The following is a 19,568-nucleotide window of genomic DNA, read 5'->3' as shown; positions in this document are numbered from 1 at the left end:
CACCGGTCAGAGCGGGCTGGAGCAGGTTTTGCTCCAGGTGCGGGTGCTGGTCGAGTAGAGGCGCCAGTTCATGGCTGAGCGGGTTTTCGGGCCGTAGATGCCGTCCGCGATGATGTTGTGCTTGCGCTGGACCATGGTGACGACGGCTCGGGTGTTCTTCCCGTAGATGCCGTCGATGGCGAGCTTGGTGCCGTAGCAGGAGTTCAGGTTGCGCTGCAGGACCTGGATCGAGGTCTCGGGGTCACCCGTGCGGTCGGAGCCGCGGTGCGGGTTGTCGCCGTACTTCAGGTTGCAGTTGGTGCTGGAGCTGCCGTTGACCGACGGCATCGGGATGCCCCAGGTCTTGTTCACCGGGATGAGTCGCGCGGAGCGGCACTGGTCCAGCTTGGCCTCGGCTGCGGCGGTCGCCTCCAGGGAGGTCTGGTCGCTGGCCTTGTTCGCGGTGAGCGGTGCGGCGGCCTGGTCGCCCGCGGGCTTCGGCTGGGCCGCTTGCTGGTGCTTGGAGGCGTTCGCTGCGACCGCGCCGATCGCCAACGCGCTGACGGCGGCGAGCACCATGACGGTGCGGCCGGACAGTTTTGGCAGCTTGGGCAGCGTGAATGCCATGGGAAGACGGTCCCACGCCGGCCTGCGTTAGGCCAGCGTGGGACCACTATCCGTACCCGACCGGATGCTCAGAGCTTGTCGTAGCAGCTCTTGCTCCACACCTTCGTGGTCGGGTTGTACATCCGCCACTTCATCGCCGAGCGGGTCTGCGGGCCGTAGATACCGTCCGCGGTCACCCGGAGTTTCTTCTGCACGGCCTTCACGGCGTCGCGGGTCTTGGCGCCGTACCGGCCGTCCTTGGCCAGCTTGGAGCCGTAGCAGTAGTTCAGATTGCTCTGCAGTGCGGCGATCGCCTGCGTCGGGTTGCCGCTGGGGTTCTTCGGGTCGCGGTCCGGGTTGTCGCCGTACTTGAGGTTGCAGGTGGTGCTGACGTCCTCCCAGACATCCGGGACGAAGACCTTCCAGCCGCCCCCGACGCTGCGGAAGGTCGCGGACTGGCACTGGTAGAGCGGCGCTGCCGACGCGGTGGTGGCGGCGGTGAGCGGCGCGACGACGAGGACGGCCGCGGCGAGTACGGCGGCGGGACGAAGGCGAACGGTCATTGGTGACCTCCCCAAGGACGGATCCCGACCGTTCGGAATCCTGTGCCGATGGGACTCGCGGACCGGGCGGATGGTTGGGGTCCGGGCCCCGAAGTGATCACTCCGCGATGTCTCGTATCGAGACAGACTTGGCACTCGAGTTGACCGAGTGCTAATCGCGGCCTAGATTCGGTGTTGGCACTCTCCTAGTGGGTGTGCCAACGGTCCGGCCTCCTGAGCCCCGCGACGGCAGGGGAGCGCGACCGCGCAGCACCACAGACAAAAATGCGAATCGACCGTGGAGGTCAGCAAGTGTCGGTCACGATCAAGCCGCTCGAGGACCGCGTCCTCGTCGCGCCGCTCGAAGCCGAGCAGACCACGAAGTCCGGCCTGGTGATCCCGGACACCGCCAAGGAGAAGCCCCAGGAGGGCGAGATCCTCGCCGTCGGTCCGGGCCGGATCGACGACAACGGCAACCGCGTCCCGCTGGACGTCGCCGTCGGCGACAAGGTCATCTACTCCAAGTACGGCGGCACCGAGGTCAAGTACGACGGCCAGGACTACCTGATCCTGGGCGCCCGCGACATCCTCGCAGTCGTCAGCAAGTGACGACCGCCCACTGTTCCTGACTGACACCGCCCCGGCTACCTCTGGTACCGGGGCGGAGTGGGTCAGGGCAGTGGGATCTTGGTTCGAAGCCTGCTACGCGAGACATTCAGAAAAGGACTGGTTTTCTTCATGCCGAAGATCCTCGAGTTCGACGAGAACGCTCGGCGCGCGCTGGAGCGCGGCGTCGACAAGCTCGCGAACACGGTGAAGGTGACGCTGGGCCCGAAGGGCCGCTACGTCGTCCTGGACAAGAAGTGGGGCGCCCCGACCATCACCAACGACGGTGTGACCGTCGCCCGTGAGGTCGAGCTGGACGACCCGTTCGAGAACCTTGGTGCACAGCTCGCCAAGGAGGTCGCCACCAAGACCAACGATGTCGCCGGTGACGGCACCACCACCGCGACGGTGCTGGCGCAGGCGCTGGTGCACGAGGGCCTGCGGGCCGTCGCCGCCGGGGTCAACCCGATGGGCCTCAAGCGCGGGATCGAGGCGGCTGTCGAGGCTGTCTCCGCGCGGCTCGTCGAGACCGCCCGGCCGGTGGACGACAAGGGCGACATGGCCCACGTCGCCACCATCTCCGCCCGGGACGCCGAGATCGGCACCCTGATCGCGGACGCGTTCGACAAGGTCGGCAAGGACGGTGTGATCACCGTCGAGGAGTCGAACACCTTCGGGACCGAGCTCGAGTTCACCGAGGGAATGCAGTTCGACAAGGGCTACATCTCGCCGTACTTCATCACCGACGCCGAGGCCGGCGAAGCGGTGCTGGAGGACCCGTACATCCTGATCCACCAGGGCAAGATCTCCGCGATCGCGGACCTGCTGCCGCTGCTGGAGAAGGTCGTGCAGTCCGGCAAGACGCTGCTGATCATCGCCGAGGACGTCGAGGCCGAGGCCCTGTCCACCCTCGTGGTGAACAAGATCCGCGGCAACTTCACCTCCGTCGCCGTCAAGGCGCCGGGCTTCGGTGACCGCCGCAAGTCCATGCTCGAGGACCTCGCCGCCCTCACCGGCGCCCAGGTCATCGCGCCGGAGGTCGGGCTGAAGCTCGACCAGGTCGGCCTCGAGGTGCTCGGTACGTCGCGGCGCATCGTCGTCACCAAGGACAACACCACTGTTGTCGAGGGTGCCGGCAAGTCCGACGACATCGAGGGCCGGGTCAACCAGATCAAGGCCGAGATCGAGCGGACCGACTCCGACTGGGACCGCGAGAAGCTGCAGGAGCGGCTGGCGAAGCTCGCCGGCGGCGTCTGCGTGATCAAGGTCGGCGCGGCCACCGAGGTCGAGCTCAAGGAGAAGAAGCACCGGATCGAGGACGCCGTCTCCGCGACGCGCGCCGCGATCGAAGAGGGCATCGTCGCCGGTGGCGGCTCTGCTCTGGTGCACGCCGCCACGGTGCTGGACGACGGCCTGGGCCTCGAGGGCGATGAGCTCGCGGGTGTCCGGATCGTTCGCAAGTCGGTCGTCGAGCCGCTGCGCTGGATCGCCGAGAACGGTGGCTACGAGGGTTACGTCGTGACCTCGAAGGTTGCGGAGCTCGAGGTCGGCAGCGGCTTCAACGCCGCCACCGGCGAGTACGGCGACCTGCTCGCCCAGGGTGTCCTGGACCCGGTCAAGGTGACGCGTTCCGCGCTCGCCAACGCCGGCTCCATCGCCGCCCTGCTGCTGACGACCGAGACCCTGGTCGTCGACAAGCCCGAGGACGAAGAGCCCGCCGCAGCCGGTCACGGCCACGGCCACGGTCACTGACCTTGGCACAGCACCACACGCACCACCACAGCACCGCCCCGGCACCCCGTGTGCCGGGGCGGTGCTGCGTTCCGAGCCCGCGCACCCCCCGCAGCCCCGTAGCCCACTTTGTGCACGACCGGCATCTTTGGGAACCCACCAACCACTTGCGCACCCGAAAAATGGTTGGTGGGTTCCCAAAGTCCTTCCGATCGCCCAAAGACACGCCGACCCACCTTTGGGCGTGAGCGGCGTCTTTGGGCGCTGTGGGCTTCTTTGGGCGCCCACCAGTCGTTTTGGGTCGGCGAAAGTGGTTGGTGGGTTCCCAAAGATGGGTGGGATGGTCAGCAGCCCTTCTCGGACTGGGTTTTTAGGTCGAGGAGCCAGGCGTCCAGGCCTTGGCCGAGGAACTGGCGGGAGAGGTCGGGCATGGCCTCGACCTGGGGGCCGGTCCAGGTTTCCTCGGTGCGGACGATCGTGCCGCCGTGGACCTTCTCGAAGTTCCAGACGTGCACGCCACGGTCGATTGTCAGACCTTCGCCGATGGCCGGGCCGCTCCAGCGCAGGCACTGGTTGTGTTTGGCCTGGTGAACCGTCGAGGTGATCACCAGCGTCGTCTTGGGCGTGTACGGCGTCGCCTCCACCGGGGTCGTCCAGCGGAACGCGGAGCCCGCGCGGAGGGGACCGTGGTCGAGGCGCTCGGCGCTCGCGACCGGCTGCTGCCAGCGCGTCCACTTCGCCACGTCCGTCTGCACCTTCCAGACCTTGCTCACGGGGGCCTTGATGAAGATCTCGTTCCGGTAGCTGATCTTCGCGGTCCGGTCCACGGTCTGCCCCTGGCAGGTCAGCGGTGCCGGTGCCCTCGTGGGCGCCGGCACCGGCCCGGCGAGGATGGATGCGGCGGCCAATGGTGCGGCGATCAGGGCAGTGATGCTCATCGGATTCTCCTTATTGGTTATCGCATTAGTTAGAAGCTATAACACTCCAAGGTTGAGAGTCAATAAGAAAAGTGAGAGGTTCTAACCATGGGTCCGAGGGAGCGTTATCGCGAGCAGGTTCGCGACGAGGTCAAGCAGCACGCCTGGGAGCAGATCGCCACGGCCGGCGTCACGGCGCTCTCGCTCAACGCGATCGCCAAGCAGATGGGCATGAGCGGTCCCGCTCTCTACCGATACTTCGCCAGCCGCGACGACCTGATCACGGCACTCATCCGGGACGCCTATCGCAGCCTCGCCGACACCACGCGAGCGGCGTACGACGGAGGGGCGGATCTGGTCGGAGTCGCCGGAGCGATCCGGGAGTGGGCACTCGTCGATCCGCATCGGTACCTCTTGATCTACGGCACACCTGTCCCCGGCTATCAGGCCCCCGCGGACACCACCGCGATCTCGGACGAGGTCATGACCGTACTGGTCGAAGCCGCCGGTGATCCGGCCACCGCCGTTCATCGGGGATTGCTGTTCTGGACCCGGCTGCATGGTGTGCTGTCACTCGAGCTGGCCGGGCATTTCGCCGGCATGAGCCTCGATCCGGCCGCGCTGGTGACCGAGGAGATCGGTGCGCTGGCAGTCCGTACGGGCGGGTAGTCACAGAATGTGAGGAAGTGGCCAGTAGTGGCCACGGATTGCCACTAGGCAAAGCAGAGATGAGAGCCGTACCATCTTTCACGCTGACCGGTCCGACACGAGGGGGCGAGGGGTGACTGAGGTCCGAGTACCGCACACCCACGACCGGGTCGAGCTCAGGGATCTAGCCGCGCTTGCCGCCAACGGGGACCATGCAGCTCTCAACGACCTGCTCACCAGGGTGCGCGCTGTGGCGCACCGCTATGTACGGTCCCGTCTGTGGACCTATCCCGGCGGCGCCGACATGGTCGACGACGTCGCTCAAGAGGTCTGTGTCGCGGTCTTCGGCGCGCTGAGCCGGTACCGTGACGAGGGAAGGCCCTTCGAGGCCTTCGTCTACGGCATCGCGGCCCGCAAGGTCGCCGATGCCCAGCGCGCGTTCGCGGTCGCCGACGTCACCACGCCGGACCTGCCGGACGGCGCGGACGAGTCGCCGACGCCTGAGGAGCACGCGGTCCGGCACTCGGAGGTCCAGCACATCATGGACCTGTTGGAGAGGCTGCCGGAGAAGCTGCGGGAGATCCTGCGGCTCCGGGTGGTGGCGGGGATGTCAGCCGAGGAGACCGGCCGGGCACTGGGAATGACACCGGGGGCGGTGAGGGTCGCACAGCATCGGGCGTTGAACACGCTCAGGGGGTATGTGGGGCATGAGGGACGAGGAGCAGGGGAGGGGCATCATGGCTGACCGATTCGACCTGGACGCGATCGACGCCGATGACGCACTGCTCGACCTGCTGGCTGCAGGAGGGGAGTCCGCGCGGTTCGCGGGCGAGCACGACCCGGCCGTTGCGCTGCTGGTCGAGCTGCGCATGGCGGTAGAGGTCGAGGACGAGCTCCCGGTGGAGCGGATCGACGACGCGGAGAGCTTCCTGGCGCGCTGCGCGGCGCTGAACCCGGTGATGGACCCGTTCGCCCGCAAGATGGCGGCCCGTGGTCTCGCGCTCGGGATCGCCGCGGTGGCCGCGCTGTCGGTCTCCGGTGTGGCCGCCGCGGTCAACGGCAACCCGCTCTCGCCGTACGAGAAGGTGATCGAGAAGATCACCGACGCCGTCACCCCGACCACCGACTTCCCGAAGGAACAGCTCGACGGCCTGCCGGTCGTCGACAAGGCCAAGATCGTCAAGGTCTCGAAGGACTTCCAGCACAAGCAGGAAGAGAAGGCCGCCGACGCCGAGCAGGACCGGACGGTCGCGAACGGCGAGCTGCCGGCCGCGCACGTCGACCCGAACCCGCCGTTGCTGCGGGTGCAGCCGGAGATCAAGCCGTCGGTGATCGAGCAGCCGCCGGTGGTTCCGCCGCCGTCGACTCCGACCGATTCGCCGACCGAGCCGGCGCCGTCCGACCCGACCACCAAGCCGTCCGACCCGACGCCGACCGACCCGCCGTCGACGGAGCCGAGTACGCCGACGGAGACTCCGCCGCCGTCGACTCCGACCGACCCGCCGACCTCACCTCCGACGACGGAGCCGACCAACCCGCCCTCGACCCCGCCGACCAACAACGGCGAGACCGGGACGGGGAACCCGGCGCCGGGCGACCCGGGGCCGGGGAGCCAGCCGAGCACGGCGCCGACCGGTGACACCGGCACGAAGCCGGGCGACGACAGTTCGCTGCCGGGCAGTGACGACAGCAGCCAGACGGGTAACACCGGCGAGACCGGCGACGGCAAACCGACCGGGGACGTCAAGCCCAGTACGCCGCCGCTCGGTGACCAGACGGGTCAGACCGGGGACAGCAAGCCGGTCGACGAGGCCGCCGAGCTGGCCAATCTGATCGCACCGGTGCTGCCGCCCCCGACCGGTACGCCGGTCGAGGTGCAGAGCGCGGTCCAGTACTTCGGCGGCGGGCTGGAGCTGACCGGGAAGCACTCCAACGGCAAGGTGACGACCGGTTCGGTCCGCAAGCACTACGCCAAGGGCAAGCACTCCACGGGTTCCTACGCGGAGGGTAAGCATGCGGCGATCGAGCGCACCCACGGGTCGCTCGACGACGAGACCGTTCTGCGGATCCTCGGCGTACTGAACAAGCGCACCAACTGACACTGAACACGGATTCAGGGCCCGGGCTGCTGCCCGGGCCCTAGGTCTGATTCTGACTCCGGGTAGCGGCGGCATACGATGGTGGTCCGTTCTCGCCGGACAAAGGTGCACGTTTTTCCCATGGACATCACCCCCGCTGGAGTTCCCGACAAGTTCGCCGCTCTCGGCCTCACCTTCGACGACGTTCTGCTGCAGCCGAACGAGTCCGATGTCATCCCGTCCGAGGCCAGCACCCGGTCCCGGGTGAGCCGCAACATCGAGGTCAACATCCCGCTGCTATCCAGCGCGATGGACACCGTCACCGAGGCCCGGATGGCGATCGCGATGGCGCGCCAGGGCGGTCTGGGCGTGCTGCACCGCAACCTGTCGATCGAGGACCAGGCCCAGCAGGTCGACCTGGTCAAGCGGTCCGAGTCCGGCATGATCGCGCAGCCGATCACCATCGGTCCGGACGCCTCCATCGGCGAGGCCGACGCGCTCTGCGCGCAGTACCGGATCTCCGGCGTACCGGTCGTCGACAACGCCGGCGTACTGGTCGGCATCGTGACGAACCGCGACATGCGCTTCGAGAACGACATGGAGCGCCCGGTCCGCGAGGTGATGACCAAGCAGCCGCTGATCACCGGCAAGCAGGGCATCTCCGCCGACGACGCGATGGCGCTGCTCAGCAAGCACAAGGTCGAGAAGCTGCCGCTGGTCGACGACGCCGGCAAGCTGACCGGCCTGATCACGCTGAAGGACTTCGTCAAGCGCGACAAGTTCCCGCTCTCCACCAAGGACGCCACCGGCCGGCTGATGGTCGGCGCGGCGATCGGCTTCTACGGCGAGGCGTACAAGCGGGCGATGGCGCTGGTCGAGGCCGGTGTCGACCTGCTCGTCGTGGACACCGCGCACGGTCACTCGCAGGCCCAGTTGGAGATCATCCGCAAGCTCAAGGCCGACCCGGCCGTTCGCGGCGTCGACGTGGTCGGCGGCAACGTCGGCACCCGTGAAGGCGCGAAGGCGCTGGTCGAGGCCGGCGCGGACGGCGTGAAGGTCGGCGTCGGACCGGGCTCGATCTGTACGACGCGAGTCGTGTCCGGCGTCGGCGTTCCGCAGGTCACCGCGATCTACGAGGCCTCGCTGGCCTGCAAGCCGGCCGGGGTCCCGGTCATCGGCGACGGCGGCCTGCAGTACTCGGGCGACATCGCGAAGGCGCTCGTCGCCGGTGCGGACACGGTCATGCTCGGCTCGCTGCTGGCCGGCTGCGAGGAGTCGCCCGGTGATCTGGTCTTCATCAACGGCAAGCAGTTCAAGGCCTATCGCGGCATGGGTTCGCTCGGTGCGATGTCGTCGGCCGGCGGGCTGCGCAAGTCGTACTCGAAGGACCGCTACTTCCAGAGCGATGTCGGCAGCGACGAGAAGCTGATCGCCGAGGGCATCGAGGGTCAGGTTCCCTACCGGGGCCCGCTCTCCGCCGTCGCGCACCAGCTGATCGGCGGCCTGCGGCAGTCGATGTTCTACTGCGGCTCGCGCACCGTGACCGAACTGCAGGACAAGGGCCGTTTCGTCCGGATCACCTCGGCCGGCCTGCAAGAATCGCACCCGCACGACATCCAGATGACGGTCGAAGCGCCGAACTACTCCGGCCGCTGACGCGACGAATGAGCCCGAGGCCGCGCTGGGGTATGGCAAGGTGTTGCCAACCACCTATGGCAATAGGTGATTAGCAACGAGTGGTGGAGGTCCGGGTGACCGTCGAGGTCCCGCTGCGGCGGATCGAGGTGAGTGGTCTCACCTCGCTGCGGCATGCCGTGCTGGACCTCTCGAGCGCGGTGACTTTGCTGGTCGGGCCCAACGGTGCAGGCAAGAGCAACGTCGTCGACGCCTTCGAGCTGCTCGGCAGGATCATCGATCAGCAACTGAACGACACCTTGGTCCGCTCCGGGGGGTTTGCCGCGCGGCTACACCGAACCCCCGATCCGGCGCTCGCTCCCGAATCGATCGAGATCAAGGTGTGGGGTGCCTGGCAGCGCGAGACCTCGAACGGCTACCAGGTCCGGGTCGAGGCGGGACCTGACGACACGGCCATCGTGCGCGAGACCACTATGTTCCACGACCGGTCGAGATTCGATAATCCACACACGACAACCCTCCGGTCCGCCCGCGAGAGCCGGCTGCGGACCGAGGCGGAGACAGCCCCCAAAGCGTCGTACGTGCTCGACGTGGTGTCGGGCTGCCGGGTGTTCCATTTCGACGACACCAGCGCGGACGCGCCGGTGAAACGCCGGGTCGACCCGGCCGACAACATCACTTTGGCGCCCGACGCACGCAATCTTGCCGCCGTGCTGCTGCGCCTGCGCGACGAAGACGCCTCCCGGTACCGGCGAGTGGTCCGGACGGTCCGCACGGTCGCTCCGTATTTCGACGACTTCGTGCTCGAGCCGGAGGGCGGAGCGATCCGGCTCCGATGGAGAGAGCGCGGTCTCGACTCCGTTTTCTCTGCCGACAACCTCAGCGACGGGACCCTCAGATTCGTCTGCCTGGCGGTCCTCCTGCTGCAGGACAACAAGCCCGGGACCATCGTTCTCGACGAGCCCGAGCTCGGCCTGCACCCGTTCGCGATTCATCAACTGGCTGCCCTGCTGCGTCGCGCGGCCGAGGACCGGCGGGTCGTCGCCGCTACTCAGTCGGTCACGCTGCTGGAGCAGTTCAGTGTCGACGAGGTGGCGATAGTCGAGCGGACCAGCGAAGGAACTCAACTCCAGCGGCCGGATCGCCGGGTTCTCGAGCAATGGCTCGGGGACTACTCGCTCGGTGAGCTGTGGGAAAAGAATCTGCTCGGGGGGCGTCCCCGTCCGGATGGTTCACCTCGTGTGGTGGGTGGATGAGCACGTTCCGCCAGATCGCGATGGTGGTGGAGGGGCAGACGGAGTCGGCGTTCGTCAGCGAGATCCTGGCGCCGCACTTGCAGCCGATGGGCGTCTACATCACGCCAGTGATCGTGACGACCTCGCGTCTGGCCGACGGCACTACCTTCAAGGGTGGCGGGGCGGTGTGGCGCCACTACGAGAACGACATTCGGCGACTGCTGGGCGCCTCCCATCTCCAGTGTGTCTCGATTCTCGTCGACTTCTATGCCTACCCGCGGAACGCGCCCGGTTCGGATTGTTGTGGCCGGCCGCATGAGCCACGGCTGTGTGTCGAGCGACGGATCGCGGCGATGGGGGCAGCGATCGACAACCCACGCTTCCTGCCGAATGTCGTACTGCACGAATTCGAGACCTGGGTGATTGCTGCATCGATGGACACGAGCCACGTGCTCGGGGACGCAAGCGTCGCCAGGTGCTTGCAGGCCGAAGCCGACTCCGTGGGCTGCGATGTCGAATTGCTGAACGACTCGGTGGCGACCGCGCCGTCGAAGCGTGTTCAGAAGTGCTGGCCCGACTACGACAAGGTGACCGATGGCATCGAAGTTATCCGGGAGGCGGGCCTGACCTCGGTGTTGGAGCGTTGTCCGGGCCTCCGGAGCTGGGTCGGACGACTTCTGGCCCACTGAAACGCCTGCATCGCCGCGCTCGGTAGGCTGAGCACATGAGTGAGATCGAGATCGGCCGGGCCAAGCGTGGGCGGCAGGCTTACGCCTTTGACGACATTGCGATCGTGCCGTCGCGCCGGACCCGGGATCCCGAGGAGGTTTCGGTCGCGTGGCAGATCGACGCGTACCGGTTCGAGCTGCCGATCCTGGCCGCGCCGATGGATTCGGTGATGTCGCCGGCGACGGCGATCGCGATCGGGAAGGCCGGCGGTCTCGGGGTGCTGAACCTCGAGGGGCTGTGGACCCGGTACGAGGACCCCGCGAAGCTGCTCGAGGAGATCACGTCGCTCGATCGTGAGCAGGCGACGCACCGGCTGCAGGAGATCTACTCGGCGCCGATCAAGCCTGAGCTGATCTCGCAGCGGGTGCAGGAGATTCGCGACTCCGGGGTCACGGTCGCGGGGGCGTTGTCGCCGCAGCGGACCAAGCAGTTCGCGAAGCACGTGGTCGATGCGGGCGTCGACCTGTTCGTCATCCGCGGGACGACGGTCTCCGCCGAGCATGTGTCGGGTCAGGCCGAGCCGCTGAACCTCAAGCAGTTCATCTACGACCTCGACGTACCGGTGATTGTCGGCGGCTGCGCCACGCACCAGGCTGCGCTGCACCTCATGCGGACGGGTGCGGCCGGCGTACTGGTCGGCTTTGGCGGCGGTGCTGCGCACACCACGCGCAAGGTGCTCGGGGTTGCGGTGCCGATGGCTTCCGCGGTGGCTGACGTCGCTGCGGCGCGGCGGGACTACATGGACGAGTCCGGTGGTCGCTATGTGCACGTGATCGCGGATGGCTCGGTCGGCCGGTCCGGTGACGTGGCGAAGGCGATTGCCTGCGGTGCGGATGCCGTCATGGTCGGGTCGCCGTTGGCGCGGGCCAGCGATGCGCCGGGCGGTGGCTACCACTGGGGTGCCGAGGCCTGGCACGCGGATCTGCCGCGCGGCGAGCGGGTAGAGGTCGGCGTCACCGGGACGATGGAGCAGATCCTGTTCGGGCCGTCCTGGGTGCCGGACGGCACGATGAACCTGGTCGGTGCGCTCAAGCGAGCCATGGCCACCACCGGGTACACCGAGCTGAAGGAGTTCCAGCGGGTCGAGGTCGTCGTCGGTTGAGTACCGGCGTTCTGCTCCTGCACGGCTCCAGCGGTACGCCGGACCTCGATCGGGCCCGGCTTCTCGAGGCCGAGGGGTACGACGTACTGGCGCCGGCCTGGCCTGTCCAGGCCGAGGTGGCGCTGGAGGCGTTCCCGCTCGACGAGCTCGAGGACCGCAACGAGCGGATCGTGGTGATGGGCAGCTCATGGGGTGCCGAGGCGGCGTTGCTGCTCGGTGCGCTGGACGAGCGCGTGGCCGCGGTGGTCGCGTTCGCTCCGAGCGCCTACGTGTGGGGTCGGGTCGAAGAGGACGGCACCCAGCGGTCGGCGTGGACGTGGCGGGGTGTGCCGGTGCCCTTCGTCCCGTACGCCGCGGACTGGCAGCCGGATGAGGATCCGCCGAGCTACACCCCGATGTACGAGCACAGTCTGCGGACCGCCCCTGAGGCAGACTCGGCCCGGATCCCGGTCGAGCAGATCCGGCAGCTGTTGCTGATCGCCGGTGGTGACGACAAGGTCTGGCCGTCGGTGGACTTCGCGGACGAGATCGTCCGGCGGCGCGGTGCGTTGCCGACGCGGTTGGTGGTCGGCCGTGCAGCGGGACATCGTGTGGTGCTGCCGGGCGAGACCCCGAAGACCGCGGGGCAGCAGATGGCGCGTGGCGGGACCGAGGCGGCCGACCGGGAGCTCGGCGATCGAGCCTGGCCGGAGATTCTGACGATCCTGGCCGGCTGACTCCGCTGGGTGGACGACGTGCGGCGTGGCCGCGCGGCTTGGTGAACTCTGAAAGGATTGCGGTATGGGACTGTTCAGCCGAAGCAACCGCAACCAGGACGCCGACAACGCCGCCCTCTCTGGGGCGCGCGCGAAGCTGGCATCGGAAGACGTGGAGCAGGTCCGGTTCCTGATCACCTCGAAGCTGCTCGTGCATGCCACGAAGCTGGTGATGGACCGGACCGGACTCGACCTGAAGAAGTCGCGGCAGATCGTCGACGAGATCCGCTACGGGACGTATGTGCCGCCGATCCAGAAGACGCCGCTGATGCGCACACCGGGGACGAATCTGGCCGAGCGGACGCGCGCACTGAAGGCGGCCGGCGAGCTGCACCAGGCGACCGCCCTCGTGGTCTCCGAGACCGGCATGACCGAGGTCGAGGCCGGCCTGTTCGTCGGCGCCCTCAAGCCCCAGCAGGACTACTGACCGACGCTGATCAGCCGCCGATGAGGCGGTCCGGGCCGCTGAGGAGTTGGTGCGCGGCTTCGTGGGCGTGCTGGGAGGCGGTGAGGTCGCCGGTGGCAGCCAGCAGCTCGCCGTGCTGGCGGTAGCAGTCGGCGGCCAGGTCCTTCATTGCCGGATCGTCGTCCGTGAAGGGGATCAGCGCAGTGGCCACCTCGGCGCACCAGCTCGCTAGGTCGAGCGCCAGCTCGAGCCGACCGGACTGGTAGTAGGCCTGCGAGACATCGCGCAGCAGCTTCGCCCAGATGGGGGCGTAGGTGCTCGTCTCGTACCGCATCCGCTGTGACTCGCGCTCTGACGAGATGGCGAACAGGTAGTGCGCTTCCACGCCCAGTGTCAGCGCAGCGTCCACGTCATGCAGCAGTAACTGCGGCACGAGCTCAGCCAGCTCAGTTGCCCGTACGGCGGCCGACTCGGGGTCGGTGCGGCCGGAGACAGTCGCCAGAGTCATACCGGGCGCAGGCTCGGCCAGAGCGAGCAGTCGGAAGTACTGCTCGTAGGGGCCGAGCTTGATCTCCGCATTCTCCAGTGCGGTAACCAGAGTCAGCGGCAGACCGCGCTCCAGCTCCTCGGTAACCCGTGCGGCCGTCTCAGCGTCGGTGTCGAAGGCAGTGCGGAGGCAGGTCTCGCCCTCCATGATCCGCCCGACGATTCCGAGGTGCTTGCCCTTGCGGGTGAGTGCTGCGACCAGAGTGCGCATGTCGGTCGCGGAATCCGAGTCGGCGAGGGTATCCGCCGTAGTCAGACCGATCTCGTCCGCCTCCAGCGCCAGGTCGAGCCGCCCCTCGGCTGCGTGGACGTCGGCCGACACAGCGGTCGCCGTACAGAGGTAGCGGGCGTAGGACAGCGACTGTGGGCTCTCGTTGATCTGGTCCGCGAGCTGCAGGAAGAGCTGGGTCGCTGCGTCGGCAGACGCGACGGCCAGCGCCGGATCGCCGTACCGGCGCAGGATGAGGGCGTTCATCGCGAGCACCCGGGCGAAGTCCGGCTGGTGCCGCAGACCGTCCTCACCACTGACCAGCTGCCCGTAGGAGATCACCGCGCCGTCCATCTCCAGTACGGCGGTGGCGCCACGACCGCGGTGCGCCTGCGTCATCGCCCGCCGTGCCCGGACGTCAGCCAGGAACGATGTGGCGTCGAGCACACCGGCGTCACTCAGCTCGGTATAGCCCAGCTGCGCCTCGTGCAGTGCGGCCAGCGCCTCCTCATGCCGTCCGGACGCGTTCAGCGAGCCGGCCAGCTCGTACTGGGTCGCGGCCATCAGGTGCTTGGCCTCGTAGTGGTTCGGGCTCCCTTCAGCCCGCTCCCTGGCCAGCTCGATCACGCGCTGCTGATAAGGCCCTGCCTCGTCGGCACGGCCTTCCTCGATCAGCACCTGGGCTGTCTGCAGCGCCTCACCGAGCTCGTCCTCAGGAGGCGTCCAGAGCCCCCCGCTGTCCACCATCTCGCAGTTCCACCCCTTCGAAGCTTCAGCCGTCCAGCCTAGGGCACACCATCTGCACGTGCAGGGGGACACGAAGGCGACTTCCACTACTGACATCCTCTATTACCGGCAGGTAGCCTGGCTGAATGAGCGAGCGGAGCGAGCGAACAGACAATACTGCCGAGCTCTCGCTCGTGTCGGAGCCGAGCGCCAGCGAGGTGGAGGCATGAGCGAGCAGACCTCGATTCCTGCCGATCCGGAGCTGGACCCGACTGCGTCGTACGCGACCGATCAGTCGGTCATCCGGCGGTTGTCGGGGCTGCTGCGCGCGAGCGCCGGGACGCGGACGACGTATGCGCCCGCGACTGGGCAGCCGATCGCGGATCTGCCGCTCTCGAGTCCGGACGACGTCGTCGCCGCGGTGCGGACGGCGCGGAAGACGCAGGCCAGCTGGAAACGGGTGCCGCTGGACGAGCGGGCCGCGATCCTGCTGCGCTACCACGATCTGGTCCTGGATCACCGGCACGAGCTGGTCGACCTGGTGATCCGGGAGTCCGGCAAGGCGCGCAAGCAGGCCTTCGAGGAGGTCGCGCACGTCGCGCTGACCGCCCGGTACTACGGCCGCAAGGCGCACGAACTGCTCGACCCGCAGCGCAAGCTCGGCATGTTCCCGGTGCTGACCCGTGCGGAGCAGCGGTTCGTCCCCAAGGGCGTCGTCGGCATCATCTCGCCGTGGAACTACCCGCTCAGCATGGCGATGGCCGACGGCCTGCCCGCCGTCCTGGCCGGCAACACCGTCGTGCACAAGCCGGACAGCCAGACCCCACTGACCGCACTGCGCGCGATCGAGCTCCTGTACGACGCTGGGCTGCCGCGCGAGGCGTGGATCCCGGTGAACGGGGACGGTGCGACGGTCGGCGGCGCGATCATCCAGAACACCGACTACATCTGCTTCACCGGCTCCACCAAGACCGGTCGCCTGGTTGCACAGCAGGCTGCTGAGCGACTGATCGGTTTCAGCCTGGAGCTCGGTGGCAAGAACCCGATGCTGGTACTGCGTGACGCGGACGTCGCACGTGCCGCCGAGGGCGCCGTACGGGCTTGTTTTGCGAGTGCTGGTCAGCTCTGCGTCTCTATGGAACGCCTGTACGTCGCGGACCAGGTGTACGACGCGTTCGTGACCGCGTTCGTCGCCAGAGTGAACAAGCTGAAGCTGTCCGCCGGGACGGGCTGGGACGTCGACATGGGCTCGCTGATCTCGAAGGCGCAGCTGGAGACGGTGACCCGGCACGTGGACGATGCCAAGGCCAAGGGTGCTGTGGTGCTGGCCGGCGGGAAGGCGCGGCCGGAGATCGGTCCGCTGTTCTACGAGCCGACTGTGCTGTCCGGCGTGACTCCGGCGATGGAGTGCTTCGACAACGAGACCTTCGGGCCGGTTGTGTCGATCTACCGGTTCTCCGACGAGTCCGAGGCGATCCAGCGGGCGAACGAGGGGGAGTACGGGCTGAACGCGAGCGTGTACACCCGCGACACCCGCCGCGGCCGTGCGGTCGCGGCACAGCTCGTGGCCGGCACAGTCAACGTGAACGAGGGCTATGCGGCGACGTTCGGCTCGATCGACACCCCGATGGGCGGCATGCGGTCCTCCGGGGTCGGCCGCCGCCAGGGCGTCGAGGGCATCCGCCGGTACGTCGATCCGCAGGCGATCGCGACCCAGCGGCTGATCCCGATCGCGGCGTCGCACGGTCTGTCCGACCAGGCGTACGCCGAAGTGATGACTGGTGCCCTCCGGGTTCTGAAGAAGCTGGGCCGCGCTTGATCTTCTAGCTTGGAGTCAACATGTCCTTCGATTATGACGTGCTCATCATCGGGTCCGGGTTCGGCGGGTCCGTCAGTGCGCTACGGCTGACGGAGAAGGGCTACAAGGTCGCGGTGCTCGAGGCGGGCGCGCGGTTCGAGGACTCCGGGTTCGCGAAGAACTCCTGGGACACCAAGCGGTTTCTGTTCGCCCCTCGCTTTGGGCGGTACGGCATCCAGCGGATCACGGCTCTGAAGGACGTGATCATCCTGTCCGGCGCCGGGGTCGGCGGCGGCAGCCTCGTCTACGCGAACACGCTCTACGAGCCGCTGGACGCCTTCTACAAGGACCGGCAGTGGGCGCACATCACCGACTGGAAGTCCGAGCTCGCGCCGTACTACGACCAGGCGAAGCGGATGCTGGGCGTCGCCACCTACCCCGGTTTCACCCCGGCCGACGAGGTGATGAAGCAGGTCGCCGACGACATGGGCGTGGGCGACACCTTCCATCCGACCCCGGTCGGGGTCTTCTTCGGCTCGCCCGGCGTCGAGGTCGACGACCCCTACTTCGGTGGCGCGGGCCCCCGCCGTACCGGCTGTATCGACTGCGGCGAGTGCATGACCGGGTGCCGGCACAACGCGAAGAACACCCTGACCAAGAACTACCTCTACCTGGCCGAGAAGGCCGGCGCAGAGGTCTACCCGCTGACCACGGTCACGTCGGTCGAGCCGCTGGCCGACGGCGGGTACGCCGTGGACACCCGCGGGACCGCGGATCGGCGGAGCGTCCGCCGGTTCACCGCGCAGCAGGTCATCTTCGCGGCCTCCGCCATCGGTACGGCGAAACTCCTGCACCGGCTGCGGGACGAGAACAAGCTGCCCCGGCTGTCGACCCGGCTCGGCGTGCTGACCCGGACGAACTCCGAGTCGCTGCTCGGCGCCATGGCGATCAGCCGCGACATCGACTACACCCGCGGAGTCGCGATCACCTCGTCGTTCCACCCGGACGAGATCACCCACATCGAACCGGTCCGCTACGGCCGCGGCAGCAATGCGATGTCGCTGCTGCAGACCGTCCTCACCGACGGGGACGGCGACCGGCCGCGCTGGCGGACCTGGCTGCACGAGCTGCGGGTGCAGTGGCGGAACCTGCGCCGGCTCTACGACCTGAAGCACTGGTCCGAGCGGACCGTGATCGCACTGGTCATGCAGACCGCCGACAACTCGATCACCACCTTCGGCAAGCGGGACCGGTTCGGCCGCTGGCGGCTGTCCTCGGAGCAGGGGCACGGTGCCCCGAACCCGTCCTGGATCCCGGTCGCGAACCAGGTGGTCCGCCGGATGGCGGGGGTGATGAAGGGGACGCCGGGCGGCACCATCGGTGAGCCGTTCAACGTGCCGATGACCGCGCACTTCATCGGCGGCTGCGCGATCGGCGACTCCCCGGCCACCGGCGTGGTCGACGCCTACCACCGCGTCTACGGGTACGACGGTCTGCACATCATGGACGGATCCGCGATCTCGGCCAACCTCGGCGTGAACCCTTCGCTGACGATCACCGCGCAGGCCGAGCGGGCGCTGTCGTTCTGGCCGAACAACGGGACGGCGGACCCGCGGCCGGCGATGAACCGGCCCTATCAGCGGCTGCAGCCGGTAGCGCCGACGGCTCCCGTGGTTCCCGCGGATGCGCCCGGAGCACTCCGGTTACCGATCGTGCAGATCACCACAAAGCAGCCTGTGACGAAGTCGTAACGCATTCCTGATATTGCAACGAGGTAATTCCCGGGACCCCGATGAAATGAAAGAACCTCAACCCTGGAGAAGGTTGAGGTTCGGTGCTGCAAAGGTGCCGTAAAAGGGAGCGAGCCCCTCGGGAACGTTTCCGCCCAAATCGTTTCCCGAGGGGCTCACTCAAGCCGGGGTGAGGCGCCCGGCGCTTTGGGATCGGGTCACCAGCCATAGCTGGCGACCCGAGCTCTTGGTCACTACCTTACATCCGATTTCTGGAGTTTCGAGCCCTGCGGAGTGGTTGTTATCACTCTGCGTGCTGTTCGTAATGATCAGCTACTCGTCGCTCTTTGTTACCGGGTGGCGGTCTTCCTTGCGGTAACCGCCTCTGTTCACATCAACGAGCCCCTCTACAGGGGGTTACGAGGTTCCAAAGAAAAATCCAAAAACTTTCTCCGGGCTCTTGCAACGGTCGCTCAGAGTTGCTGCGGCCTCAGCTGTCCCACGTGACGCGGACCGCAGCCCCGCCGTACCGCCCTGCCCTAGGGTGAGCCGACCCCCCGTCCGGATCAGGCAGGAGAACCATGGGCGACATCGTGGACGTGGCACGTGAGCAGGTGCTCGAGCAGGGCATCGGCCTGCGCGAGGAGCAGCTCGTCGAGGTGCTGCGGACGCCGGACGACCGGCTGCCGGAGCTGCTCGCGCTCGCGCACGACGTCCGGGTGAAGTGGTGCGGCGAGGAGATCGAGGTCGAGGGGATCATCTCCCTCAAGACCGGCGGGTGTCCCGAGGACTGCCACTTCTGCTCGCAGTCCGGTCAGTTCACCTCACCGGTGCGTGCGGTCTGGCTGAACATCCCCGAGCTGGTCCAGGCGGCGCAGGAGACGGCGGCGACCGGTGCGACCGAGTTCTGCATCGTCGCGGCGGTCCGTGGTCCGGACGCGCGGCTGATGTCGCAGGTGAAGGCCGGCATCGAGGCGATCAACGCTGCGGTCGAGATCAACATCGCTTGCTCGCTCGGCATGCTCACCCAGGAGCAGGTCGACGAGCTGAAGGCGATGGGGGTGCACCGCTACAACCACAACCTGGAGTCGGCGCGGTCGTACTTCCCGGACGTCGTCACCACGCACTCCTTCGAGGAGCGCTGGGACACCTGCCTGATGGTCCGCGAGTCCGGCATGGAGCTGTGCTGCGGCGGACTGGTCGGAATGGGTGAGTCCCTGGAGCAGCGTGCCGAGCTGGCCGCGCAGCTGGCCGAGCTGGAGCCGCATGAGGTCCCGTTGAACTTCCTGAACCCCCGGCCGGGCACACCGTTCGGGGACATGGAGGTGATGGACGGCAAGGACGCACTGCGCACCATCGCCGCGTTCCGGCTCGCCATGCCGCGCACAGTGCTCCGGTACGCCGGTGGCCGCGAACTGACCCTGGGCGACCTGGGGACCCGCGACGGTCTGCTCGGTGGGATCAACGCTGTGATCGTCGGCAACTACCTGACCACGCTGGGTCGCCCGGCTACTGCTGACCTCGACCTGCTGGCCGAGCTCAAGATGCCGGTCAAGGAGCTTCAGAAGACGCTATGACGTTCTGCAGCCAC

Annotated in this window: 18 protein-coding genes; 14 read left to right on the top strand and 4 right to left on the bottom strand. The window is 67.7% G+C overall.

Annotation, left to right across the window (positions count from 1 at the left end; genetic code table 11):
- Window positions 1–6: 6 nt before the first annotated feature.
- Window positions 7–606 carry a peptidoglycan-binding protein gene (locus tag OG474_RS10485; protein ID WP_405062062.1) on the bottom strand — a complete coding sequence of 200 codons (600 nt, stop codon included), beginning with the start codon at window positions 604–606 and terminating at the stop codon, window positions 7–9.
- Window positions 607–674: 68 nt separating this feature from the next.
- The gene (locus OG474_RS10480) at window positions 675–1,148 is read right to left on the bottom strand and encodes a peptidoglycan-binding domain-containing protein (protein ID WP_405062061.1); all 474 of its coding nucleotides are present in this window, start codon (window positions 1,146–1,148) and stop codon (window positions 675–677) included.
- 291 nt (window positions 1,149–1,439) lie between these two features.
- On the opposite strand from OG474_RS10480, the gene groES reads away from it, so the two are divergent.
- Together groES and groL are read left to right on the top strand one after the other, a co-directional pair.
- The gene (gene groES / locus OG474_RS10475; protein WP_130384566.1) at window positions 1,440–1,736 is read left to right on the top strand and encodes a co-chaperone GroES; all 297 of its coding nucleotides are present in this window, start codon (window positions 1,440–1,442) and stop codon (window positions 1,734–1,736) included.
- Window positions 1,737–1,865: 129 nt separating this feature from the next.
- Window positions 1,866–3,485: a chaperonin GroEL gene (gene groL / locus OG474_RS10470; RefSeq protein ID WP_405062060.1), complete on the top strand. Its 1,620-nt coding sequence runs from the start codon at window positions 1,866–1,868 to the stop codon at window positions 3,483–3,485.
- A gap of 323 nt (window positions 3,486–3,808) precedes the next feature.
- On the opposite strand, the gene OG474_RS10465 is transcribed toward groL, so the two are convergent.
- Complete coding sequence (locus OG474_RS10465) at window positions 3,809–4,402, bottom strand: SRPBCC family protein (protein WP_405062059.1); 594 nt, start codon at window positions 4,400–4,402, stop codon at window positions 3,809–3,811.
- Between the two features lie 87 nt (window positions 4,403–4,489).
- Between OG474_RS10465 and OG474_RS10460 the strand changes: the two genes are divergently transcribed.
- From OG474_RS10460 to OG474_RS10420, 9 genes are all read left to right on the top strand, one after another.
- The gene (locus tag OG474_RS10460) at window positions 4,490–5,050 is read left to right on the top strand and encodes a TetR/AcrR family transcriptional regulator (protein ID WP_405062058.1); all 561 of its coding nucleotides are present in this window, start codon (window positions 4,490–4,492) and stop codon (window positions 5,048–5,050) included.
- A gap of 112 nt (window positions 5,051–5,162) precedes the next feature.
- On the top strand, window positions 5,163–5,774 hold the full coding sequence (gene shbA, locus OG474_RS10455; protein ID WP_405062057.1) for an RNA polymerase sigma factor ShbA: 612 nt from the start codon (window positions 5,163–5,165) through the stop codon (window positions 5,772–5,774).
- Window positions 5,767–7,128: a hypothetical protein gene (locus tag OG474_RS10450; RefSeq protein ID WP_405062056.1), complete on the top strand. Its 1,362-nt coding sequence runs from the start codon at window positions 5,767–5,769 to the stop codon at window positions 7,126–7,128. The genes shbA and OG474_RS10450 overlap by 8 nt, the downstream gene beginning before the upstream one ends.
- 120 nt (window positions 7,129–7,248) lie before the next feature.
- Entirely contained in the window at window positions 7,249–8,763 is a 1,515-nt protein-coding gene (gene guaB, locus OG474_RS10445; protein WP_405062055.1) for an IMP dehydrogenase, read from the top strand.
- A gap of 95 nt (window positions 8,764–8,858) precedes the next feature.
- Window positions 8,859–9,998, top strand: a complete 1,140-nt coding sequence (locus OG474_RS10440) for an AAA family ATPase (protein ID WP_405062054.1) — start codon at window positions 8,859–8,861, stop codon at window positions 9,996–9,998.
- Window positions 9,995–10,666: a DUF4276 family protein gene (locus OG474_RS10435; RefSeq protein WP_405062053.1), complete on the top strand. Its 672-nt coding sequence runs from the start codon at window positions 9,995–9,997 to the stop codon at window positions 10,664–10,666. The genes OG474_RS10440 and OG474_RS10435 overlap by 4 nt, the downstream gene beginning before the upstream one ends.
- 35 nt (window positions 10,667–10,701) lie before the next feature.
- Window positions 10,702–11,808, top strand: coding sequence for a GuaB3 family IMP dehydrogenase-related protein (locus tag OG474_RS10430; protein ID WP_405062052.1), 1,107 nt, complete (start codon window positions 10,702–10,704; stop codon window positions 11,806–11,808).
- The gene (locus tag OG474_RS10425; RefSeq protein ID WP_405062051.1) at window positions 11,805–12,524 is read left to right on the top strand and encodes an alpha/beta fold hydrolase; all 720 of its coding nucleotides are present in this window, start codon (window positions 11,805–11,807) and stop codon (window positions 12,522–12,524) included. Before OG474_RS10430 ends, OG474_RS10425 begins: the two co-directional genes overlap by 4 nt.
- 64 nt (window positions 12,525–12,588) lie before the next feature.
- Entirely contained in the window at window positions 12,589–12,990 is a 402-nt protein-coding gene (locus OG474_RS10420) for a hypothetical protein (RefSeq protein ID WP_405062050.1), read from the top strand.
- A 10-nt stretch (window positions 12,991–13,000) separates the two neighbouring features.
- On the opposite strand, the gene OG474_RS10415 is transcribed toward OG474_RS10420, so the two are convergent.
- Window positions 13,001–14,470, bottom strand: a complete 1,470-nt coding sequence (locus OG474_RS10415; RefSeq protein ID WP_405062049.1) for a hypothetical protein — start codon at window positions 14,468–14,470, stop codon at window positions 13,001–13,003.
- A 205-nt stretch (window positions 14,471–14,675) separates the two neighbouring features.
- Here OG474_RS10415 and OG474_RS10410 point away from each other — a divergent pair, with 205 nt between their 5' ends.
- The 3 genes from OG474_RS10410 (at window position 14,676) to bioB (ending at window position 19,554) form a co-directional block, all read left to right on the top strand.
- Window positions 14,676–16,268: a succinic semialdehyde dehydrogenase gene (locus OG474_RS10410; protein WP_405062048.1), complete on the top strand. Its 1,593-nt coding sequence runs from the start codon at window positions 14,676–14,678 to the stop codon at window positions 16,266–16,268.
- 20 nt (window positions 16,269–16,288) lie between these two features.
- Window positions 16,289–17,998 carry a GMC oxidoreductase gene (locus OG474_RS10405; protein WP_405062047.1) on the top strand — a complete coding sequence of 570 codons (1,710 nt, stop codon included), beginning with the start codon at window positions 16,289–16,291 and terminating at the stop codon, window positions 17,996–17,998.
- Between the two features lie 560 nt (window positions 17,999–18,558).
- Window positions 18,559–19,554 carry a biotin synthase BioB gene (gene bioB / locus OG474_RS10400; protein WP_405062046.1) on the top strand — a complete coding sequence of 332 codons (996 nt, stop codon included), beginning with the start codon at window positions 18,559–18,561 and terminating at the stop codon, window positions 19,552–19,554.
- Window positions 19,555–19,568: the final 14 nt, after the last annotated feature.

Source organism: Kribbella sp. NBC_01505 (genome assembly GCF_045040285.1).
Lineage (GTDB): Bacteria > Actinomycetota > Actinomycetes > Propionibacteriales > Kribbellaceae > Kribbella.
Note: the sequence above shows the minus strand (reverse complement) of the source record. Positions and strands in the feature narration are given on the sequence as shown.